The organism is Salinactinospora qingdaonensis (assembly GCF_039539445.1).
In the GTDB taxonomy this organism is placed as follows: Bacteria; Actinomycetota; Actinomycetes; order Streptosporangiales; family Streptosporangiaceae; genus Salinactinospora; species Salinactinospora qingdaonensis.
The window spans coordinates 33,651-48,655 of the sequence record NZ_BAABDD010000027.1; the positions used below are offsets into that span (position 1 = coordinate 33,651).

At 67.7% G+C, this 15,005-nt stretch carries 13 protein-coding genes and 1 pseudogene; 6 read left to right on the forward strand and 8 right to left on the reverse strand.

Going from position 1 to position 15,005, the window contains the following annotated elements; genetic code table 11:
- Positions 1 to 47: 47 nt before the first annotated feature.
- From infB to rimP, 4 genes are all read right to left on the reverse strand, one after another.
- Positions 48 to 3,227, reverse strand: a complete 3,180-nt coding sequence (gene infB / locus ABD848_RS20215; RefSeq protein ID WP_344974995.1) for a translation initiation factor IF-2 — start codon at positions 3,225 to 3,227, stop codon at positions 48 to 50.
- A 219-nt stretch (positions 3,228 to 3,446) separates the two neighbouring features.
- A complete protein-coding gene (locus ABD848_RS20220) occupies positions 3,447 to 3,734 on the reverse strand; it encodes a YlxR family protein (protein WP_344974998.1) in 288 nt (95 codons plus the stop codon).
- Between the two features lie 11 nt (positions 3,735 to 3,745).
- Positions 3,746 to 4,783 carry a transcription termination factor NusA gene (gene nusA, locus ABD848_RS20225; RefSeq protein ID WP_344975050.1) on the reverse strand — a complete coding sequence of 346 codons (1,038 nt, stop codon included), beginning with the start codon at positions 4,781 to 4,783 and terminating at the stop codon, positions 3,746 to 3,748.
- A gap of 25 nt (positions 4,784 to 4,808) precedes the next feature.
- On the reverse strand, positions 4,809 to 5,303 hold the full coding sequence (rimP, locus tag ABD848_RS20230) for a ribosome maturation factor RimP (protein WP_344975001.1): 495 nt from the start codon (positions 5,301 to 5,303) through the stop codon (positions 4,809 to 4,811).
- Between the two features lie 612 nt (positions 5,304 to 5,915).
- Between rimP and ABD848_RS20235 the strand changes: the two genes are divergently transcribed.
- Positions 5,916 to 6,425, forward strand: a complete 510-nt coding sequence (locus ABD848_RS20235; protein WP_344975004.1) for a ferritin-like domain-containing protein — start codon at positions 5,916 to 5,918, stop codon at positions 6,423 to 6,425.
- Positions 6,426 to 6,887: a ferritin-like domain-containing protein gene (locus tag ABD848_RS20240; RefSeq protein WP_344975007.1), complete on the forward strand. Its 462-nt coding sequence runs from the start codon at positions 6,426 to 6,428 to the stop codon at positions 6,885 to 6,887. It abuts the gene before it with no gap.
- 37 nt (positions 6,888 to 6,924) lie between these two features.
- Here ABD848_RS20240 and ABD848_RS20245 read toward each other — a convergent pair whose 3' ends face one another.
- The 3 genes and pseudogenes from ABD848_RS20245 to ABD848_RS25100 all read right to left on the reverse strand — a co-directional run.
- Entirely contained in the window at positions 6,925 to 8,697 is a 1,773-nt protein-coding gene (locus tag ABD848_RS20245) for a proline--tRNA ligase (RefSeq protein ID WP_344975010.1), read from the reverse strand.
- A gap of 18 nt (positions 8,698 to 8,715) precedes the next feature.
- The gene (locus ABD848_RS25095; RefSeq protein ID WP_425567625.1) at positions 8,716 to 9,246 is read right to left on the reverse strand and encodes a zinc ribbon domain-containing protein; all 531 of its coding nucleotides are present in this window, start codon (positions 9,244 to 9,246) and stop codon (positions 8,716 to 8,718) included.
- Positions 9,247 to 9,388: 142 nt separating this feature from the next.
- Positions 9,389 to 9,472 (reverse strand): annotated as a pseudogene (locus tag ABD848_RS25100) (helix-turn-helix domain-containing protein); the annotation flags it as partial.
- Between the two features lie 329 nt (positions 9,473 to 9,801).
- On the opposite strand from ABD848_RS25100, the gene ABD848_RS20255 reads away from it, so the two are divergent.
- Positions 9,802 to 10,650: a spermidine synthase gene (locus tag ABD848_RS20255; RefSeq protein ID WP_344975013.1), complete on the forward strand. Its 849-nt coding sequence runs from the start codon at positions 9,802 to 9,804 to the stop codon at positions 10,648 to 10,650.
- 27 nt (positions 10,651 to 10,677) lie between these two features.
- Here ABD848_RS20255 and ABD848_RS20260 read toward each other — a convergent pair whose 3' ends face one another.
- Positions 10,678 to 11,400, reverse strand: a complete 723-nt coding sequence (locus ABD848_RS20260; RefSeq protein WP_344975016.1) for a hypothetical protein — start codon at positions 11,398 to 11,400, stop codon at positions 10,678 to 10,680.
- A 1,430-nt stretch (positions 11,401 to 12,830) separates the two neighbouring features.
- Between ABD848_RS20260 and ABD848_RS20265 the strand changes: the two genes are divergently transcribed.
- From ABD848_RS20265 to ABD848_RS20275, 3 genes are all read left to right on the forward strand, one after another.
- Complete coding sequence (locus ABD848_RS20265) at positions 12,831 to 13,562, forward strand: DNA alkylation repair protein (protein WP_344975021.1); 732 nt, start codon at positions 12,831 to 12,833, stop codon at positions 13,560 to 13,562.
- 275 nt (positions 13,563 to 13,837) lie between these two features.
- Positions 13,838 to 14,107, forward strand: coding sequence for a DUF6406 domain-containing protein (locus ABD848_RS20270; protein ID WP_344975024.1), 270 nt, complete (start codon positions 13,838 to 13,840; stop codon positions 14,105 to 14,107).
- A 592-nt stretch (positions 14,108 to 14,699) separates the two neighbouring features.
- Entirely contained in the window at positions 14,700 to 15,002 is a 303-nt protein-coding gene (locus ABD848_RS20275; protein ID WP_344975027.1) for a Dabb family protein, read from the forward strand.
- Positions 15,003 to 15,005: the final 3 nt, after the last annotated feature.

Below are 15,005 nucleotides of genomic sequence, written 5' to 3' on the forward strand. Positions count from 1 at the left end.
CGGCCAAGGCCGGGGCCCGGAAACCGCGCATAGGTGCGGTGGATCGGTTAGTCGCGCGGCTTCTCGCGCATCTCGAAGGTTTCGATGACATCGTCGATGCGCAGATCGTTGTAGCCGACGCCGATACCACACTCGTAGCCGTCGCGTACCTCGACGACGTCGTCCTTGAAGCGGCGCAGCGACTCGACCGTGAGGTTGTCGGAGATGACCACGCCGTCGCGGATGAGCCGCGCCTTAGCGTTTCGGCGCATGACACCGTCACGGACGATGACACCGGCGATGTTGCCGATCTTGGGCACCTTGAAGACCTCGCGGATCTCGGCGGAGCCGAGCTGGACCTCCTCGTAGATGGGCTTGAGCATGCCCTTGAGGGCGGCCTCGACGTCGTCGATGGCCTGGTAGATGACCGAGTAGTAGCGGATATCCACGCCCATGCGGTCGGCAAGCTCGCTGTTCTTGCCTTCCGGACGGACATTGAACCCGACGATGATCGCCCCCGCGGAGGCCGCAAGGTTGATGTCGTTCTGCGTGATCGCGCCGACGCCGCGGCCGATGACGCGGATGCTGACCTCGTCGCCGCCGGCCTCGATCTTGAGCAGCGACTCTTCCAAGGCCTCAACCGAACCGGACATGTCACCCTTGATGAGCAGGAGCAGCTCGTCGCGCTCCCCTTCTTCGAGGGTCTTCTGCCAGTTCTCCAGCGTGACGCGACGGGTGGCCCGCGCCTGCTGGGCGAACCGCTCGCGCGCCTCTCGCTGCTGGGCGATCTGGCGGGCCACCCGGTCGTCCTTGACGACCAGGAAGCTGTCGCCGGCGCTGGGCACGTTGGTGAGCCCGAGCACCTGGACCGGCCGCGAGGGCTCGGCCTCCTGCACGTTCTTGCCGTTCTCATCGAGCATGGCCCGAACGCGCCCGAAGGCGTCGCCGCAGACGATCGAATCGCCCACGCGCAGGGTGCCGCGCTGCACCAGAACGGTGGCCATGGAGCCACGGCCGCGGTCGAGGTAAGCCTCGATCGCGATGCCCTGGGCCTCCTGCGTGGGGTTGGCCCGCAGGTCAAGGGCGGCGTCGGAGGTCAACACCACAGCCTCAAGCAGAGCGTCGATGTTGATCGCCTGGCGCGCGGAGATCTCCACAACCTGCGTATCGCCGCCGTACTCCTCGGCGACCAACCCGTACTCGGTGAGCTGAGCCCGCACCTTGTTCGGATCGGCGCCTTCGACGTCGATCTTGTTGAGCGCGACCACGATGGGCACGTCGGCGGCCTTGGCGTGATCGATGGCCTCCGCTGTCTGGGGCTTCACCCCGTCGTCGGCGGCGACTACCAGCACGGCGATGTCGGTGGCCTGCGCACCGCGGGCACGCATGGCGGTGAACGCTTCGTGACCCGGGGTGTCGATGAAGGTGATCTTGCGATCCTCTTCGTCGACCTCGGTGGAGACCTGGTAGGCACCGATGTGCTGGGTGATGCCGCCGGCCTCGCCGCTGACCACGTTGGTGTTGCGGATGGTGTCGAGCAGGCGGGTCTTACCGTGATCGACGTGACCCATGACGGTGACCACCGGCGGACGCGCCTGGAGGTCCTCATCGCCGCCTTGGTCCTCGCCGAACTCGATGGAGAACGACTCCAGCAGCTCCCGGTCCTCGTCTTCGGGACTAACGACCTCGACCTTGTACTGCAACTCATCGCCGAGCAGCATCAGCGTCTCGTCGGGCAGCGACTGGGTCGCCGTGACCATCTCGCCCAGGTGCATCATCACCTGGATCAGCGCAGCCGGGTTGACCTCGATCTTGTCGCCGAAATCGGCCAGCGAGGCGCCGCGGGACAGTCGAATGGTCTGACCGTTGCCGCGCGAGATCTTGACGCCACCAAACGAGGGCGCCTGCATCTCGTTGAACTCTTGGCGACGCTGCTTCTTGGACTTGCGCGCACGCCCCGGACGACCGCCGGGACGACCGAACGCACCGGCTGTACCGCCACGGCCGCGGCCTCCGCCACCGGGGCGGCCACCGAAACCGCCACCACCGGGACGCGGTCCGGCGCCGGTACCGGTGCCACCGCCGCCACCGCCCCCGCTGCGGGGACCCGTGCTGACGGCTCCACCACTACGGTTGCCGCCGCGGCCACCACCGCCGCCACGGCCACCGCCACCGCCGCCACCGCGGCCTCCGCCGCCGGGCTGGGGCGGACGCGAAGATGGCATGTTCATCGGGCTCGGTCGCGGCCCACCGGGACGGGGGCCGACGTTGGCCGGCGTGGGGCGCGAGCCCTTGCCCTCGCCACCACTGGAGGTGCCGCTGCTGGCGGGAGCGTTACCCGAACGCGGCGGTTGCGGACGCGGGGACTGCCCCCGAGGCGGCTGCGGGCGAGGCGAGCCACCGCCGGCGGAACCGGGACGGGACCCACCGCGGTCGCCGCGCTGGTTGGACGTACCGCCCTGGCCGCCCTGCTGGCCCTGGCCGCCTTGTCCTGACTGGCCACCACCTTGGCCGCCCTGCTGGCCCTGGCCCGACTGGCCGCCTTGCTGCCCCGAACGCGGGCCCGGCTTCGGGGCGGGCTTGGAGCCCATGCCGGTAGCCGTGGAAGCGAAGGGGTTGTTCCCCGGACGCGGGCCGGGGCGCGGCGCGGAGCGCGAGCCCTTGCCCTCGCCGCCGCGACCGGAGCGGTCGCCACGGTCCCCGCGGTCACCGCGCTCGCCACGGTCACCGCGCTCGCTGCGGTCGCCGCGCTGGCCCGGCGGGCCCGGCTTGGGAGCGGGCTTGCTCCCCGAGGAACGCGGACCCGGCTTGGGGGCGTTACCACTGGGTGCCGTGGGGCGAGCTCCCGGCTTGGGGCCGGGTTTGGGAGCCGGCCGGGGGCCGGGCTTGGGAGCCGGCCGCGAACCAGCGGCAGAATCGCTGGCGCCGTTCTCCTCGACGTGTTCAGTGGGAGCCGACTGTGCTTGCTGGGTCGGCTGGGACTGCTGTTGCGAAGCTGCCTTGGACTCGCCCTGGGGACGCGGCTTCGACTCCGCCTGACGGGACTTGCTCTGGCCGTCCTGTTGCTGTTCCGTGGCCGGGGCCGCGGAACCATTGTTGAAAGCTTCTTTCAGCCGACGAACGACAGGCGCTTCGATCGTCGACGACGCCGAACGTACGAATTCACCCATTTCATTGAGCTTGGCCAAAACGGCCTTGCTCTCGACTCCGAACTCCTTCGCGAGCTCGTATACCCGGACCTTCGCCACTGCTCTCCTCTACTTCGGTCCGGGACATGGGTTTGCGCCGGACCGTCGCTAGCTTGACGTACTCATCGCTGCGTACTCATCGAGCGCTCATCGCAATCTCGACCCGCTTCCGACTCGTCGTTACACAACAATGGACCAACTACATCGGACATGCCGACATGGCTGAACCGCCGACCGTCCGGTTCTTATAACCAGCGCGCCAGCGTAACCATTCCAACCCTATCTGGATTCCTGACCGTCTCGAACGGACGGGGCCGCAGCGAAATACGCGGCAACGGGCGAGGTGTCAAGCCCGTCGGCCACGCGGAAAGCCTTGGCCCAGACTCGCCGCCGCTGGGCCGACTCCCAGCAACGGAGGTCGAAATGGAGGTAAGCGCCGCGCCCGGGAGCACTTTGGGAGTGGTCGGGCGTGATGCCACCGTCGTCCCTCACCAGTCGCAACAGGTCAGATTGGGCTGCTCGGGACCGGCACCCCACACACGTACGGATGGGGATCACCTGATTCACCGTCTCCCAGTCTAACGCGCTTGCGCGTCCGCGGGCCCGGTGGCTTGGCCGTCGTCGTCGGGGGCGACATCACCGATCTTGGTCGGCTCGCCGTCGGTTTCGGCATCGGAGCGGATGTCGATACGCCAGCCGGTAAGACGCGCCGCCAGCCGGGCGTTTTGACCTTCCTTGCCGATGGCTAGGGACTGCTGGTAATCGGGCACGGTGACCCGGGCGATCCGAGCGGCCATGTCCAAGACCTCGACCTCGTTGACCCGCGCCGGCGAGAGCGCGTTACCGACGAACACAGCCGGATCGTCGGAGTAGTCGACGATGTCGATCTTCTCGCCGTGCAGTTCGGCCATGACGTTGCGCACCCGACTGCCGAGCGGGCCGATGCAGGCACCCTTGGCGTTGACGCCGCTCTTGTTGGACTTGACCGCCATCTTGGTGCGGTGGCCGGCCTCGCGCGCGATGGCCGCGATCTCGACGGTGCCATCGGCGATCTCGGGCACTTCGAGTTGGAAGAGCTTACGAACGAGGTTGGGGTGGGTGCGCGAGATCGTGACCGAAGGGCCACGGTGCCCTTTGCGTACCTGCACGACATAGGCGCGCAGCCGCTCGCCGTGGCCGTAGGTCTCACCGGGGACCTGCTCTTGCGGTGGCAGCACGGCCTCGACCCGCCCGAGGTCGACCAGCACGTTGCGTGGGTCCTTGCCCTGCTGGATGATGCCCGAGACGATCTCGTACTCGCGCCCGGCGAACTCGCCGAGGGTGAGTTCATCCTCAGCGTCGCGCAATCGTTGCAGGATCACCTGTTTAGCTGTCGAAGTGGCGATACGTCCGAAGCCGGTGGGGGTCGCGTCGTACTCCCGGATCGGGTGGCCGTCGTCGTCGAACTCGGTCGCCCACACGGTGACGTGCCCGCTGGAGCGGTCCAGCTCAACCCGCGCGGAGGAGGCTGTCGCCTCCTGGCGATGGTAGGCGATCAGCAGCGCGTCCTCGATCGCCTTCACGACGAGGTCCACCGAAATGTCCTTCTCGCGCTCCAGACTGCGCAGGACACTCATATCGATATCCACGGGGCTCCCCCTCTTAATCCGCCGCGTCGACGCCGGTGTCGATGTCGGTGTCGCGGCGAAATTCCACCTGGACCTTGGCACGCCCCAGGTCAGAATAGCCGTATACCCGGCTTTGGCCGTCGACGTCGAAAGTGACGCCGGAATCGTCGGCGTGCGTCACGCGCCCCCGCACCTCGCCACCTTCGGCGAGTGTGGCGTGCACTAGCCGACCACGCGCGCGCCGCCAGTGCCTGGGCTGCCTGAGCGGCCGGTCAACGCCCGGCGAGGTGACCTCCAGTACGTAGGGCGCGTCGCCCATGACGTCAGAGGCATCGAGTGCAGTGGAGATCGTCTGGCTCAGCTCACCCACGGCGTCGAGATCGACGCCGGCGTCGGAGTCGACCACCACGCGCAGCAGCCGACGCTTGCCAGCCGGGGTGACCTCCACGGACTCCAAGTCCATTCCGGCATCGGATACGACCGGCTCCAGCAGCCTCGCGAGACGATCGTGGCGAGCCTGCGCACCCATCGGTGGTCCTCCTCCGCGACGTCCGCCCGTACGCCCCGGGAGGGGCGACAAGCTCTGCACATAGGTCATCCGCGCGCCGGGACACGACGCGGTTTCCATCAAGAGTATCCACAGTCGGCGGATACCCATGCCGTATCGCGTCTGGATGTGCACGGAAACTTTAGTTTTGGCTTCCTCCCCGAGGGTCAAGTCGGGGATTGCAACCACCGAGGCGGCCGATTGGTAGGCCCCCTCGTGGCCTCCTCGGTGGTGGCTGCCGGCGCAGACCACCCCCGTCGTGAGGTCTCTCGACCTCTCCCGCGGGGCCGGGCTATGAGCCGCGTTGACCCCGATCGGGAACCGCGTGTCCGCGACGCTGCGGACGTGTTGTGCGGCGAGCGCACTCCCGGCACACTGGCCCGGCGACGCGCGAGAAACCCGCCCGTCGTGAAAAGATAGGCCAGAAGGCACCAGGGTGGAATCATCCGCACCGTCGAGCCTGACATGAATATTACTGCGATTCCACTCATATCCGGCGAATGGCTGTAAATCCGAGGACTTGGGCCTGGTAGCCCTCGCCAGGGGGCGTGGCTCCTCCCCCACACGACCCGAGCGCACAGCAAGGAGGCACGGTTGCGTCACGATTACCGCGTGAGCCGACGCGCGGCCATCGTCGGCGCGCTCGCCGGCCTCACGTCAGTTGGACTGAGCGGCTGTCAAAACACCCAGTGGTACCCCAGCGAGATCACCCCTGACGAGTACATCCTGCGCTCGGTGATCGCTGACAAGCAACGCGCCATCGCGAGCTACCGAGCGACACTTTCGGCAGATCAGGGCCCCACAGAAACGCTGCGCACCCTCCTTTCCAACCACGAGCGGCACCTGAGGGCGCTTCGGCAGCGACTCCCCGCCGACGCCGCCTCACCTGAAACCAGCGCCTCGGCCGCCACACCCTCCGCCGCGGCCGATCCCACCCCTGAAGGGCCGCTTTCAGTCGCGGCGCTGCGGGTGCTGGAAGAGACCGCCGCCGGCGCGCGCCCCACCCAAGTCACCGAGATCGCCGACCGCAGCCTCGCCCAACTCGTCGCCGGCGTCGGAGCCTGCGAGGCCGGACACGCCCACCTGCTCACCGCGGAGGCATGATTGAGCGCCACGCCCACCCCCGACAGCACCGCGACAGCCGAGTCCGACGACGTGGCGACGCTCCAAGCCGCGCTGCGGGCTGAGCACGCGGCGATCTACGGCTACGGCTACATCGGGGCGCACCTGAGCGAAGACGCGCGGGAACGTTCCCGCGCCTACCTCGACGCCCACCGGGACAGCCGCGACCGCCTGCGCGACGAACTGGTGGCGCTGGGAGCCCAGCCCGCCGCCACCCAAAGCGCCTACCAACTGCCTGACAGCGACGACGAGGCCGGACTGAGCCAATACGCCGCCCTGCTTGAGCAGACCACCGGGCAGGCCTATCTGGAGTTGGCGGCAGCCACGGCCCCGCCCCTGCGCGACCTGGCGGCGCGAGCGCTGCAAACGGCGACGGTGCGAGCATTGAGTTGGGGCGCCGAGAACGTCGCCTTTCCCGGTTTCCCCGACGGCGAGCCCGCCTGAAGGCCGCGGGCGCCAAAACACTGGCCGCGGCGGCGGCTCAGGAGCTCTCGGCACCCACCGCTGCCACGACCCGCTCCACCACCGACTCGACAGCGACCTCCTCGCGTTGCCCGCTGGAGCGGTCGCGCAGCTCCACCACCCCGTTGGCCAAGCCCTTACCGACGATGACGGCGGTGGGCACGCCCAACAGTTCGGCGTCGGTGAACTTCACGCCCGGCGAGACGCCGGAGCGGTCGTCGACGAGAACCCGAACCCCGGTGGCGGACAGCTCCGTGGCGAGCCGGAGGGCGACCTCGATCTGGTCGCCCTTACCGGTGCCCACGATATGGACATCGGCCGGGGCGATCTCGCGTGGCCAGACGATGCCCTTATCGTCGTGGGACTGTTCCACGATGGAGGCCACCACGCGCGAGACGCCGATGCCGTAGGAGCCCATGGTGATGCGTTTGGGCTTGCCGTCGGGCCCGAGTGCGTCGAGTTCAAAAGCGTCGGTGTACTTGCGGCCGAGTTGGAAGACGTGGCCGATCTCGATGCCGCGGGCGGTGTAGAGGGTGCCGTCGTCCTCAGGCGAGGGGTCGCCGTCGCGGACCTCGGCGGCCTGGATCGTGCCGTCGGGGGTGAAGTCGCGTCCGCACACTAGGCCGATCACGTGGTGGTCGGCCTTGTCGGCCCCGGTGATCCAGCGCGTGCCCGCGACCACGCGCGGATCGACGAGGTAACGCAACCCGTTGTCGAGAAGGGCCCGCGGCCCGACGTAGCCCTTGACCAAGAACGGGTTGGCCTCGAAGTCGGACTCCTCCAACAACTCGACCTGCGCCGGCTCCAGCGCGGCCTCCAGGCGCTTCATATCGACCTCACGGTCGCCGGGCACGCCAACCCCCATGATCTCCCAGTCCTTCTCGCCGGGCCGGCAGATCTTGATCAGCACGTTCTTGAGGGTGTCGGCGGCGGTGCAGGCGCGCCCCGGGCCAACGGCGTCGGGCACGTGCTCATTGACGTGGTCGACGAGGGAATCGATGGTCGGGGTGTCGGGCGTGTGGTGGACGCGCGCCTCAGGCAGCCCCTCGATTGACTGGGCGGGCGGCGCAGGCACCGTGACGGCCTCGACGTTGGCCGCGTAATCCGACCCGGTGCTGCGAACGAAGGTGTCCTCACCGGTGACGGCCTCGGCGAGGAACTCCTCGGAGGCCGAGCCGCCCATGGCTCCGGAGGTGGCCTTGACGATCGCGTAACGCAGCCCCAGCCGGTCGAAGATCCGAATGTAGGCGGCGCGGTGCAGTTCGTAGGAGTGGCGCAGCCCCTCCTCGTCGATGTCGAAGGAGTAGGAGTCCTTCATGTGGAACTCCCGACCCCGCAGGATGGCGGCCCGGGGACGCGCCTCGTCCCGGAACTTCTCCTGGATCTGGTACAGCATCACCGGGAAGTCCTTGTACGAGGAGTACTCCCCCTTGACCAGCAGGGTGAACAACTCCTCGTGCGTGGGGCCGAGAAGGTAGTCGGCGCCCTTGCGGTCGACGAGGCGGAAGAGCGTGTCACCGTACTCGGTCCAGCGGCCGGTGGCCTCGTAGTACTCGCGAGGCAACAGCGTGGGCAGCAGCACCTCCTGCGACCCGATGCGGGCCATCTCCTCACGCACGACGTTGGCGACGTTGTCCAAGACAAGCTTGCCCAACGGCAACCACGAGTAGACCCCAGGCGCGGCACGGCGGATGTAGCCACCGCGAACAAGCAGCTTGTGGCTGGGCACCTCGGCATCTGTCGGGTCCTCACGCAGGGTGCGTAGGAACAGGGTCGACATCCGCAGCAGCACGGCCACTCCTCGAAAAGATCACGTCGAAAACGTCCACGCTGGGCGTCGTAGCCGCCGAGCCCACTGCCCGGGCGGGGAGGCCTCAGAGAGCTTCCACATTAGCGGCGCGGCGGAACTGGTGCAGCCCGTGCCGGTCGCTGCGTCCCGGATCGTGACCGCGAAGCATCGACATCCTCCTGGGCCTGAGCGGTCTGGGAGTCCCGCCTGCTCCCACGCGGGCTGTGTGGGGCGCTTCGGGTGGGTTCCTGCTTCGTCGCGCTGTGCCCGAGCGTGGTCGGGTCTTACCTGCGCTGCACAGGCTGACACCGCCAGTCCGGCGGCCTTGGCGATGGTGACCGCCGCGTTCACGTCCCGGTCGAGGATGGCCCCGCATGCCTCACATGTCCACACACGGACGTGCGGGGCTTGGGGCCGTCCTTGAGGCGCACACGGAACACACCTGCGAGGTCGCGAAGCGGCCGATCTTGACGAAGGGGCGCCGTACTGGGCGGCCTCGTATTCCAGCATGCTCACGAACGCCGCCCCGACGTCGTACACACCCTTGGCCATCACCTCGCCGAGCCCGGCCCGCTGCGGGGTCTTCTTGGCGGCCGTGGGGCGCTTGGACAGCTCCGCCGAGGCGACGAACGCCACCCCGGGCCGCGCGGTCCTCCTCACGGACACACGCCGCGTCGTTGACGACGCCCCGCGCGCACCCGAACGCCCTCGCCAGAGCCGTACGCTGACCGTCGCTCGGGGATAGGCGGAAAGCTGTACCGAAGCTGCATGCGATCAGGGGACAACCGGGCCATCAGGCGCGGCCGGTTCTGGTGGCCGTCCTACTTCGCGGGCTCATGCGGCGGTGCCCCGCTTTGGACGGTCCAGGACTACGTCTCACAGCAGAGGCAGCCAGACCGAGCGCGGCCAGCCGTGAGTACAGGTCGACAATGCCGACCCATGCCCACAACTGAGGCCACAGCAGGCGAGAGATACGATTCACTCCCGCCCTGAAGGCCAGGGCCCTCTCGCAAGATCAACGGTAGGAAAGGACAGCAGGCGCGTACCGCGTCCGCACCGGGCGGGGGCGGGTGGCGCTGCGGAATCGGCCGGGAATGAGGAGAGCGCATGGGCCACCGCGGGGCGAACGGGCGGAGAGAACACCTCTCCCTGCCCAAGGCGGAACTACTGCGAGACGCCGACCGCGCCGAGTCGTGGCTGCTCATGGTCGGGGACACGCCACAGTCGCACGTGGACCTGTCCGATCCGACCTACCTTGACTTCGAGTACGTGCGGCGCCTGGGGCACGTGGCCGATCTGGCCACGACTCCCGGAGCTCCGATCGAGGCGTTCCACCTGGGGGCCGGAGCGCTGACGCTGGCGCGCTACATCGCGGCGACCCGACCGGGGTCGCGCCAGCGCGCCGTCGACATCGACCCCGAGATCATCGAGTTGGTCCGCCGCGAGCTGCCGTGGGGGCGCCGCGCCGACCTGCGGGTGGGGGCGGGAGACGCTCGGGCGTGGCTGGAGGCGCGCCGTAGTGACTGCGCGGATCTGGTGGTGTGTGACGTCTTCAGCGGAGCGCGCACGCCAGGACACCTAACGTCGGTGGAGTTCGTCGGTGAGGTCGAGCGCGTGCTGCGCGCGGGAGGTGTCTACGCCGTCAACGTCGGTGATGGCCACGGGTTGGCCCACACCCGCGCCCAGGTGGCGACGGTGCGCGAGGTGTTTCCCCACACCGCGCTGCTCGCCGCGCCGGCCGTGCTGCGGGGCCGCAGGTTCGGCAACCTGGTCGTGGTCGCCTCGCAGCGGGAGTTGGCGGTGGACGAACTCGCCCACCGTGCCCACCGCGACCCGGACATGGCGCGGCTGTTGACGGCGGAGGACTTGGATCGGTTCGTCGCCGGTGCGGCTGCGGTGCGTGACGCGACGGCCCGCGACTCTCCCCAGCCGCCTGCCGACACGTTCGGCCGCTAGCACCCTGGGGGCACCCTGGGGGCCGGTTCAGTCGGGCAATTCGTAGTCGAGAAGGTAGGAAAACTCCGGTGACTGGCGGACCTGGACGCCGCCGTCGGCGGAAGGGCGCATGGGCATCCCGCTGACGCTGCCGCCACGCCACCACAGGAGTTGGTCGGTTAGGGGGACACCGTCGATGATGCGGTCGCAAAAGATCAGGTGCATGGCGGGGATGACCGGCGCGGAGCGCTTGCTGCGCAGCACGGCGCAGATCAGGGTGTTGGGTTCGGGCGCCATGGCCACGGCGCCATAGGGCATGGGTTCGGCGATGAGGTCCGACAGCCGCATCACGTGGGCGCTGGCCGGCCAGGTGAGGCCGGTGACGACGTAGCTGGCCGTGTCGGGGGCGCCCGGGTAGGTGTCGATGCGGTACTGGTCGTAGGCCATGTTGTGCAAGGCGCTGAACCACAAGTCGCGCTTGTTCATGGCCCACGCCTGGGCATGGCGCTGCTCCAGCAGGGCCGATTGGAACGAGCCCGGGTCGAGCCGGTAGGCGAGCACCGCTGTCAGGGTGGGGTTGATCGAGTATGCGAGCTTGTCACCACCGAGCCCGGTGGCGTCGCCGCCGAAGAGGACGAGCCGCAGATGGGGGGCGACCGCCTCGAAGGGGGTGGCGAGGAGGCGCTCGTGAATGTCGCCGTGGGAGGGCGGGGCGTGGCCGTAGGGGAGGTTGCCGTAGTGGGGGTCCGGGCCGGGGTAGGGGGCGTTCAATCGTGACTCCTGGACGGACTGCGGGGCGAGGCGACTGTGGTGTGGCCGGGCGCGGGCGCGCCAGTAGTGGCATGGGGCAACGGTATCCCGTTGTGGCAGGGAGCAGGGCGGTCCCGGGGGCGAGGGGCGGCCTGTCCGGCACGATCGCCACGAACTGTGACCGCTCGGCGATTCTCGCGGCCCAATATCGCCACGCGGCGACTCTCGTCGTGCTCTTCCCACACCGCCATCCCTCCATGGAGCACGTGAGGGCGGGATCGCGCCGGGCATGGGGGAGGCACTTGGGGCGGCAGTAGCGCACGTGACGGTAGGGGCGAACGGCTGGGCACGGACGACTTTAAACGGGGCTGCGCCCGGATTGCCGGTACCGGCCATGCTGATTGGCGCCGCTGGATGTCGGGAATCTCAGGCACGTTGCTCGGGAGTGAAGTGCCGTGGCCGCCATGGCGCGGGACAATGGCAGTACTCGTTTTGGCTAAGGTTCTCGATTCAAGGAGGGGACATGTCCCAATCCACTCCGACCGCCCCCGTTCCCGGCTGCAACTGCGGGTCTGGCTGCACCTGTGGCTGCCAAAGCGGCGGCCCGTGCCAGTGCAGCGGTAGCTGCAACTAAGCATCCCGGTCGCGCGCAGATGTGAAAACCGCGGCCTAGCGCTGGTGGACGACGACGTGCCCCCTCGTTTGTCCGCCGCGAGCGCGGGTCGGCCCCGCCCCCGGCCGGCCCGCGCCTTTAGCGGAGCTGCAAGGGAAAGTCTGCCCAGTGTGTCAGGCGGTTGAGGTCTTCTCCCGCCCGCTGGAGGCCGTCTGGGCTTTCCCGACTGTTGTAGACACCGTGGGCAGGTGAGGCGTGGTCAGCCTCGGCCACGCCAGAACCCTGGCGTGATGTCGCCCCAGATCACGGAAGCGTTCGCCGATGAGCTGTCTCGGGCGGCGTGTGCCTGAGGCGGCACCGCGGCAGGCATACCGGCAAAAATCAGGCGGCATCGCGAGCGATTACCTGAAGTACTTCCAACAGAGCCTTACGTAAGATCAATATGTGGTTCACCATGCAGCCACACTGTCGAAGTATGCCGGTAAGAATGGGTTAACCTCACATATGGCTAGGCCGCTTGTCTCAGGGAGTCGCGCTCGCGCGGCGAGCCGCGCATGGCTAGACCAGAGGACGACCTCGCGGACGAACGCGGATAGGGGTAGTGCACCGGCGCCATCGGCGGATCGTGTCGCGCCGGTTCGGCAGGTAACGACCGTGGCCGCAAGGCCCCGGTGCGGTGCGCACCGGGTGCCATGGTGGCTGTTTCGGTGGTCGGCGTCTGCTCCCGACGAGGCGAGGTGGCGGTTTGTCTTGGCTGGGAGGGACCGAGCCGGAGGAATCGCTCTAGCCGACCGCGCTATGTCACCACACGATCCGGACGAACCGGAATAATAGGGTTATGCCAGCCCATCTCGGAGTGATCGCCGCCGTACGCGATCGCCTGCGCACGCTCGCCGACCCGGCCGCAGCGGCCCCGATGCGCCGGTACATGAAGTCGGAATTGCCCTTCCACGGCGTGCGAGCCGATACCCGCCGCCGGGCTTTCCGGGAGATCTTTGCCGCCTTTCCCATGGATGACCCCATCACGTGGGAGGACACGGTGCGCACGATGTGGCGGGTGGCCACCCACCGTGAGGAACGTTACGCCGCGGTGGACCTCACGGGCCATCCCCTCTACCGAAAGTTCCAGACCCCTCCGGTCACCGCACTGTACGAGGACCTCATCGTGGCCGGCGGGTGGTGGGACTACGTCGACGAGCTGGCGATCCGCCGGGTAGGGCCGCTGCTGCGTTCCCACCCTGGGCGGGTACGGCCGATCGTGATCTCTTGGGCGCTGACCGGTGACGTATGGCTGCGGCGCAGCGCAATCATCTGCCAGGTTGGGGCGAAAGGCGAGACCGATCCGGGCTTGCTGTTCGCCAGCATCGAACCGAATCTGAGCCACAAGGGCTATTTCATCCGTAAGGCTATCGGCTGGTCGCTGCGCGAGTACGCTAAAACCGACCCCGACGCCGTTCGTACGTTCGTCACCAAGCACTCCGAGGTGCTCTCCGCCCTCTCCCGCAGGGAGGCGTTGCGCCACTTGGAACGCTATGAAGACCCCCTTTCGGGGGAGGAATCTATCTCGTGAATGTTTTCGCCATGAATGGCCGTTCACCCGACGTTCGTGCGGGTGTTTCTCGGTGCGTGTGACCTCGATGCGGTAAGCCAACCCCCACAGCAGTTCCGCGACATCGTGCTATACGAGCGCAATTCACGTATTTTGACAGGGTTGCCAGTATGCAATTGCGCGCATGGAGGGTAAAGTTCGGAAACCCGCACAGGACATCGATGATTCGATGCTGCGGTCCAGGCGCGTCGTCACCATGACCGCGGCTCGCTCGCTTGACAGGAGAAGAGTCCAACGTGACCCATGAAGTCGGCGACCAGGAGAAAATCACCTATGGCCGAAATGACCGGTTCCAAGGAGGTCCGGTGGGAGGCGGCCGGTTCTGGCTCGACGACCAGGGGAGACCAGTGGCCAAGATCGGTGGCCCCAGTGAGTGGCGCCCGCAGACCATGATCGATGTGCACGTGGGTGACACGTTCACTGTCGGTGGCCAGACCTGGAAAGTCACCGAGATCGTCAACGCCGACTCCCCAGACGCCTATCTTCTCACCACCCGGCTGAGCTGAACCAACCGGCCGCGGGCGCCGTCAGGGCGACACCACGCCCCCAGGAGACCACCCGTCGACCCGTTTTTTCCGCCTGTCGCGTCGCGACACCAGACGCGACGCGACAGCGGTCCTCAGCCGGGAACAGGGGGTGCCCCGAGGGACTCAGCACCTCCGCGTGCTCGCGCTTCCCGACTCTGCGAACCGTAGCCCCGAAAACGGCAAACATCCGATATAAGACAGAAGGCTTATATTACCTCAGCCTATTTCAATACATTCTGAGGCGACACAAGAATCCAGCAGAACAGTGACGTTGTGTCACGCCACAAGCACGCTCAGAATTGAAATATTTCAGTTACAAATGAAGGGCTGATTTCGGGAGGGCTCCCCCGCTACGTTCTGGAGAACCGCGAAAGCGCTCCCATGACCGCTTCGGCTGGGCCCCCTGGAGGGCGACCATGCGGAAAGCTTCGCGGGGCGGGCTGGCCGCATTCCCCATCCCCCGGTGGCCCCGTCGCTATTTCCTGGCCACGAGGCCGGACCCAGGGGCTGTCCCCCGCTCTTGGGACCGGCCTCCGCGCCAGTGGCGTTGCCAGTAAGCTAGATTCTCCCTATGGGCATTCGACATATCGCACTGTTTCGCTGGGCAACGGGAACCACCTCGGAGCAGGTCGAAGCGGTCGAGGCGGCACTCTCCCGGCTGCCTGAGCTGATTCCCCAGCTCAAAAACTACTCTTTCGGCGCCGACGTGGGCATCGGGGGCGACACCTACGATTTCGCAGTTGTCGCCGACGTCGCCAGCGAGGCGGACTACCTCAGCTACCGCGACCACCCCGAGCACCAAGCCGCGCTGGCGGTGATCCGCCCCCTGCTGGCTGACCGCGCGTCGGTGCAGTTCAACATCGCCGGTCCCTAGCCG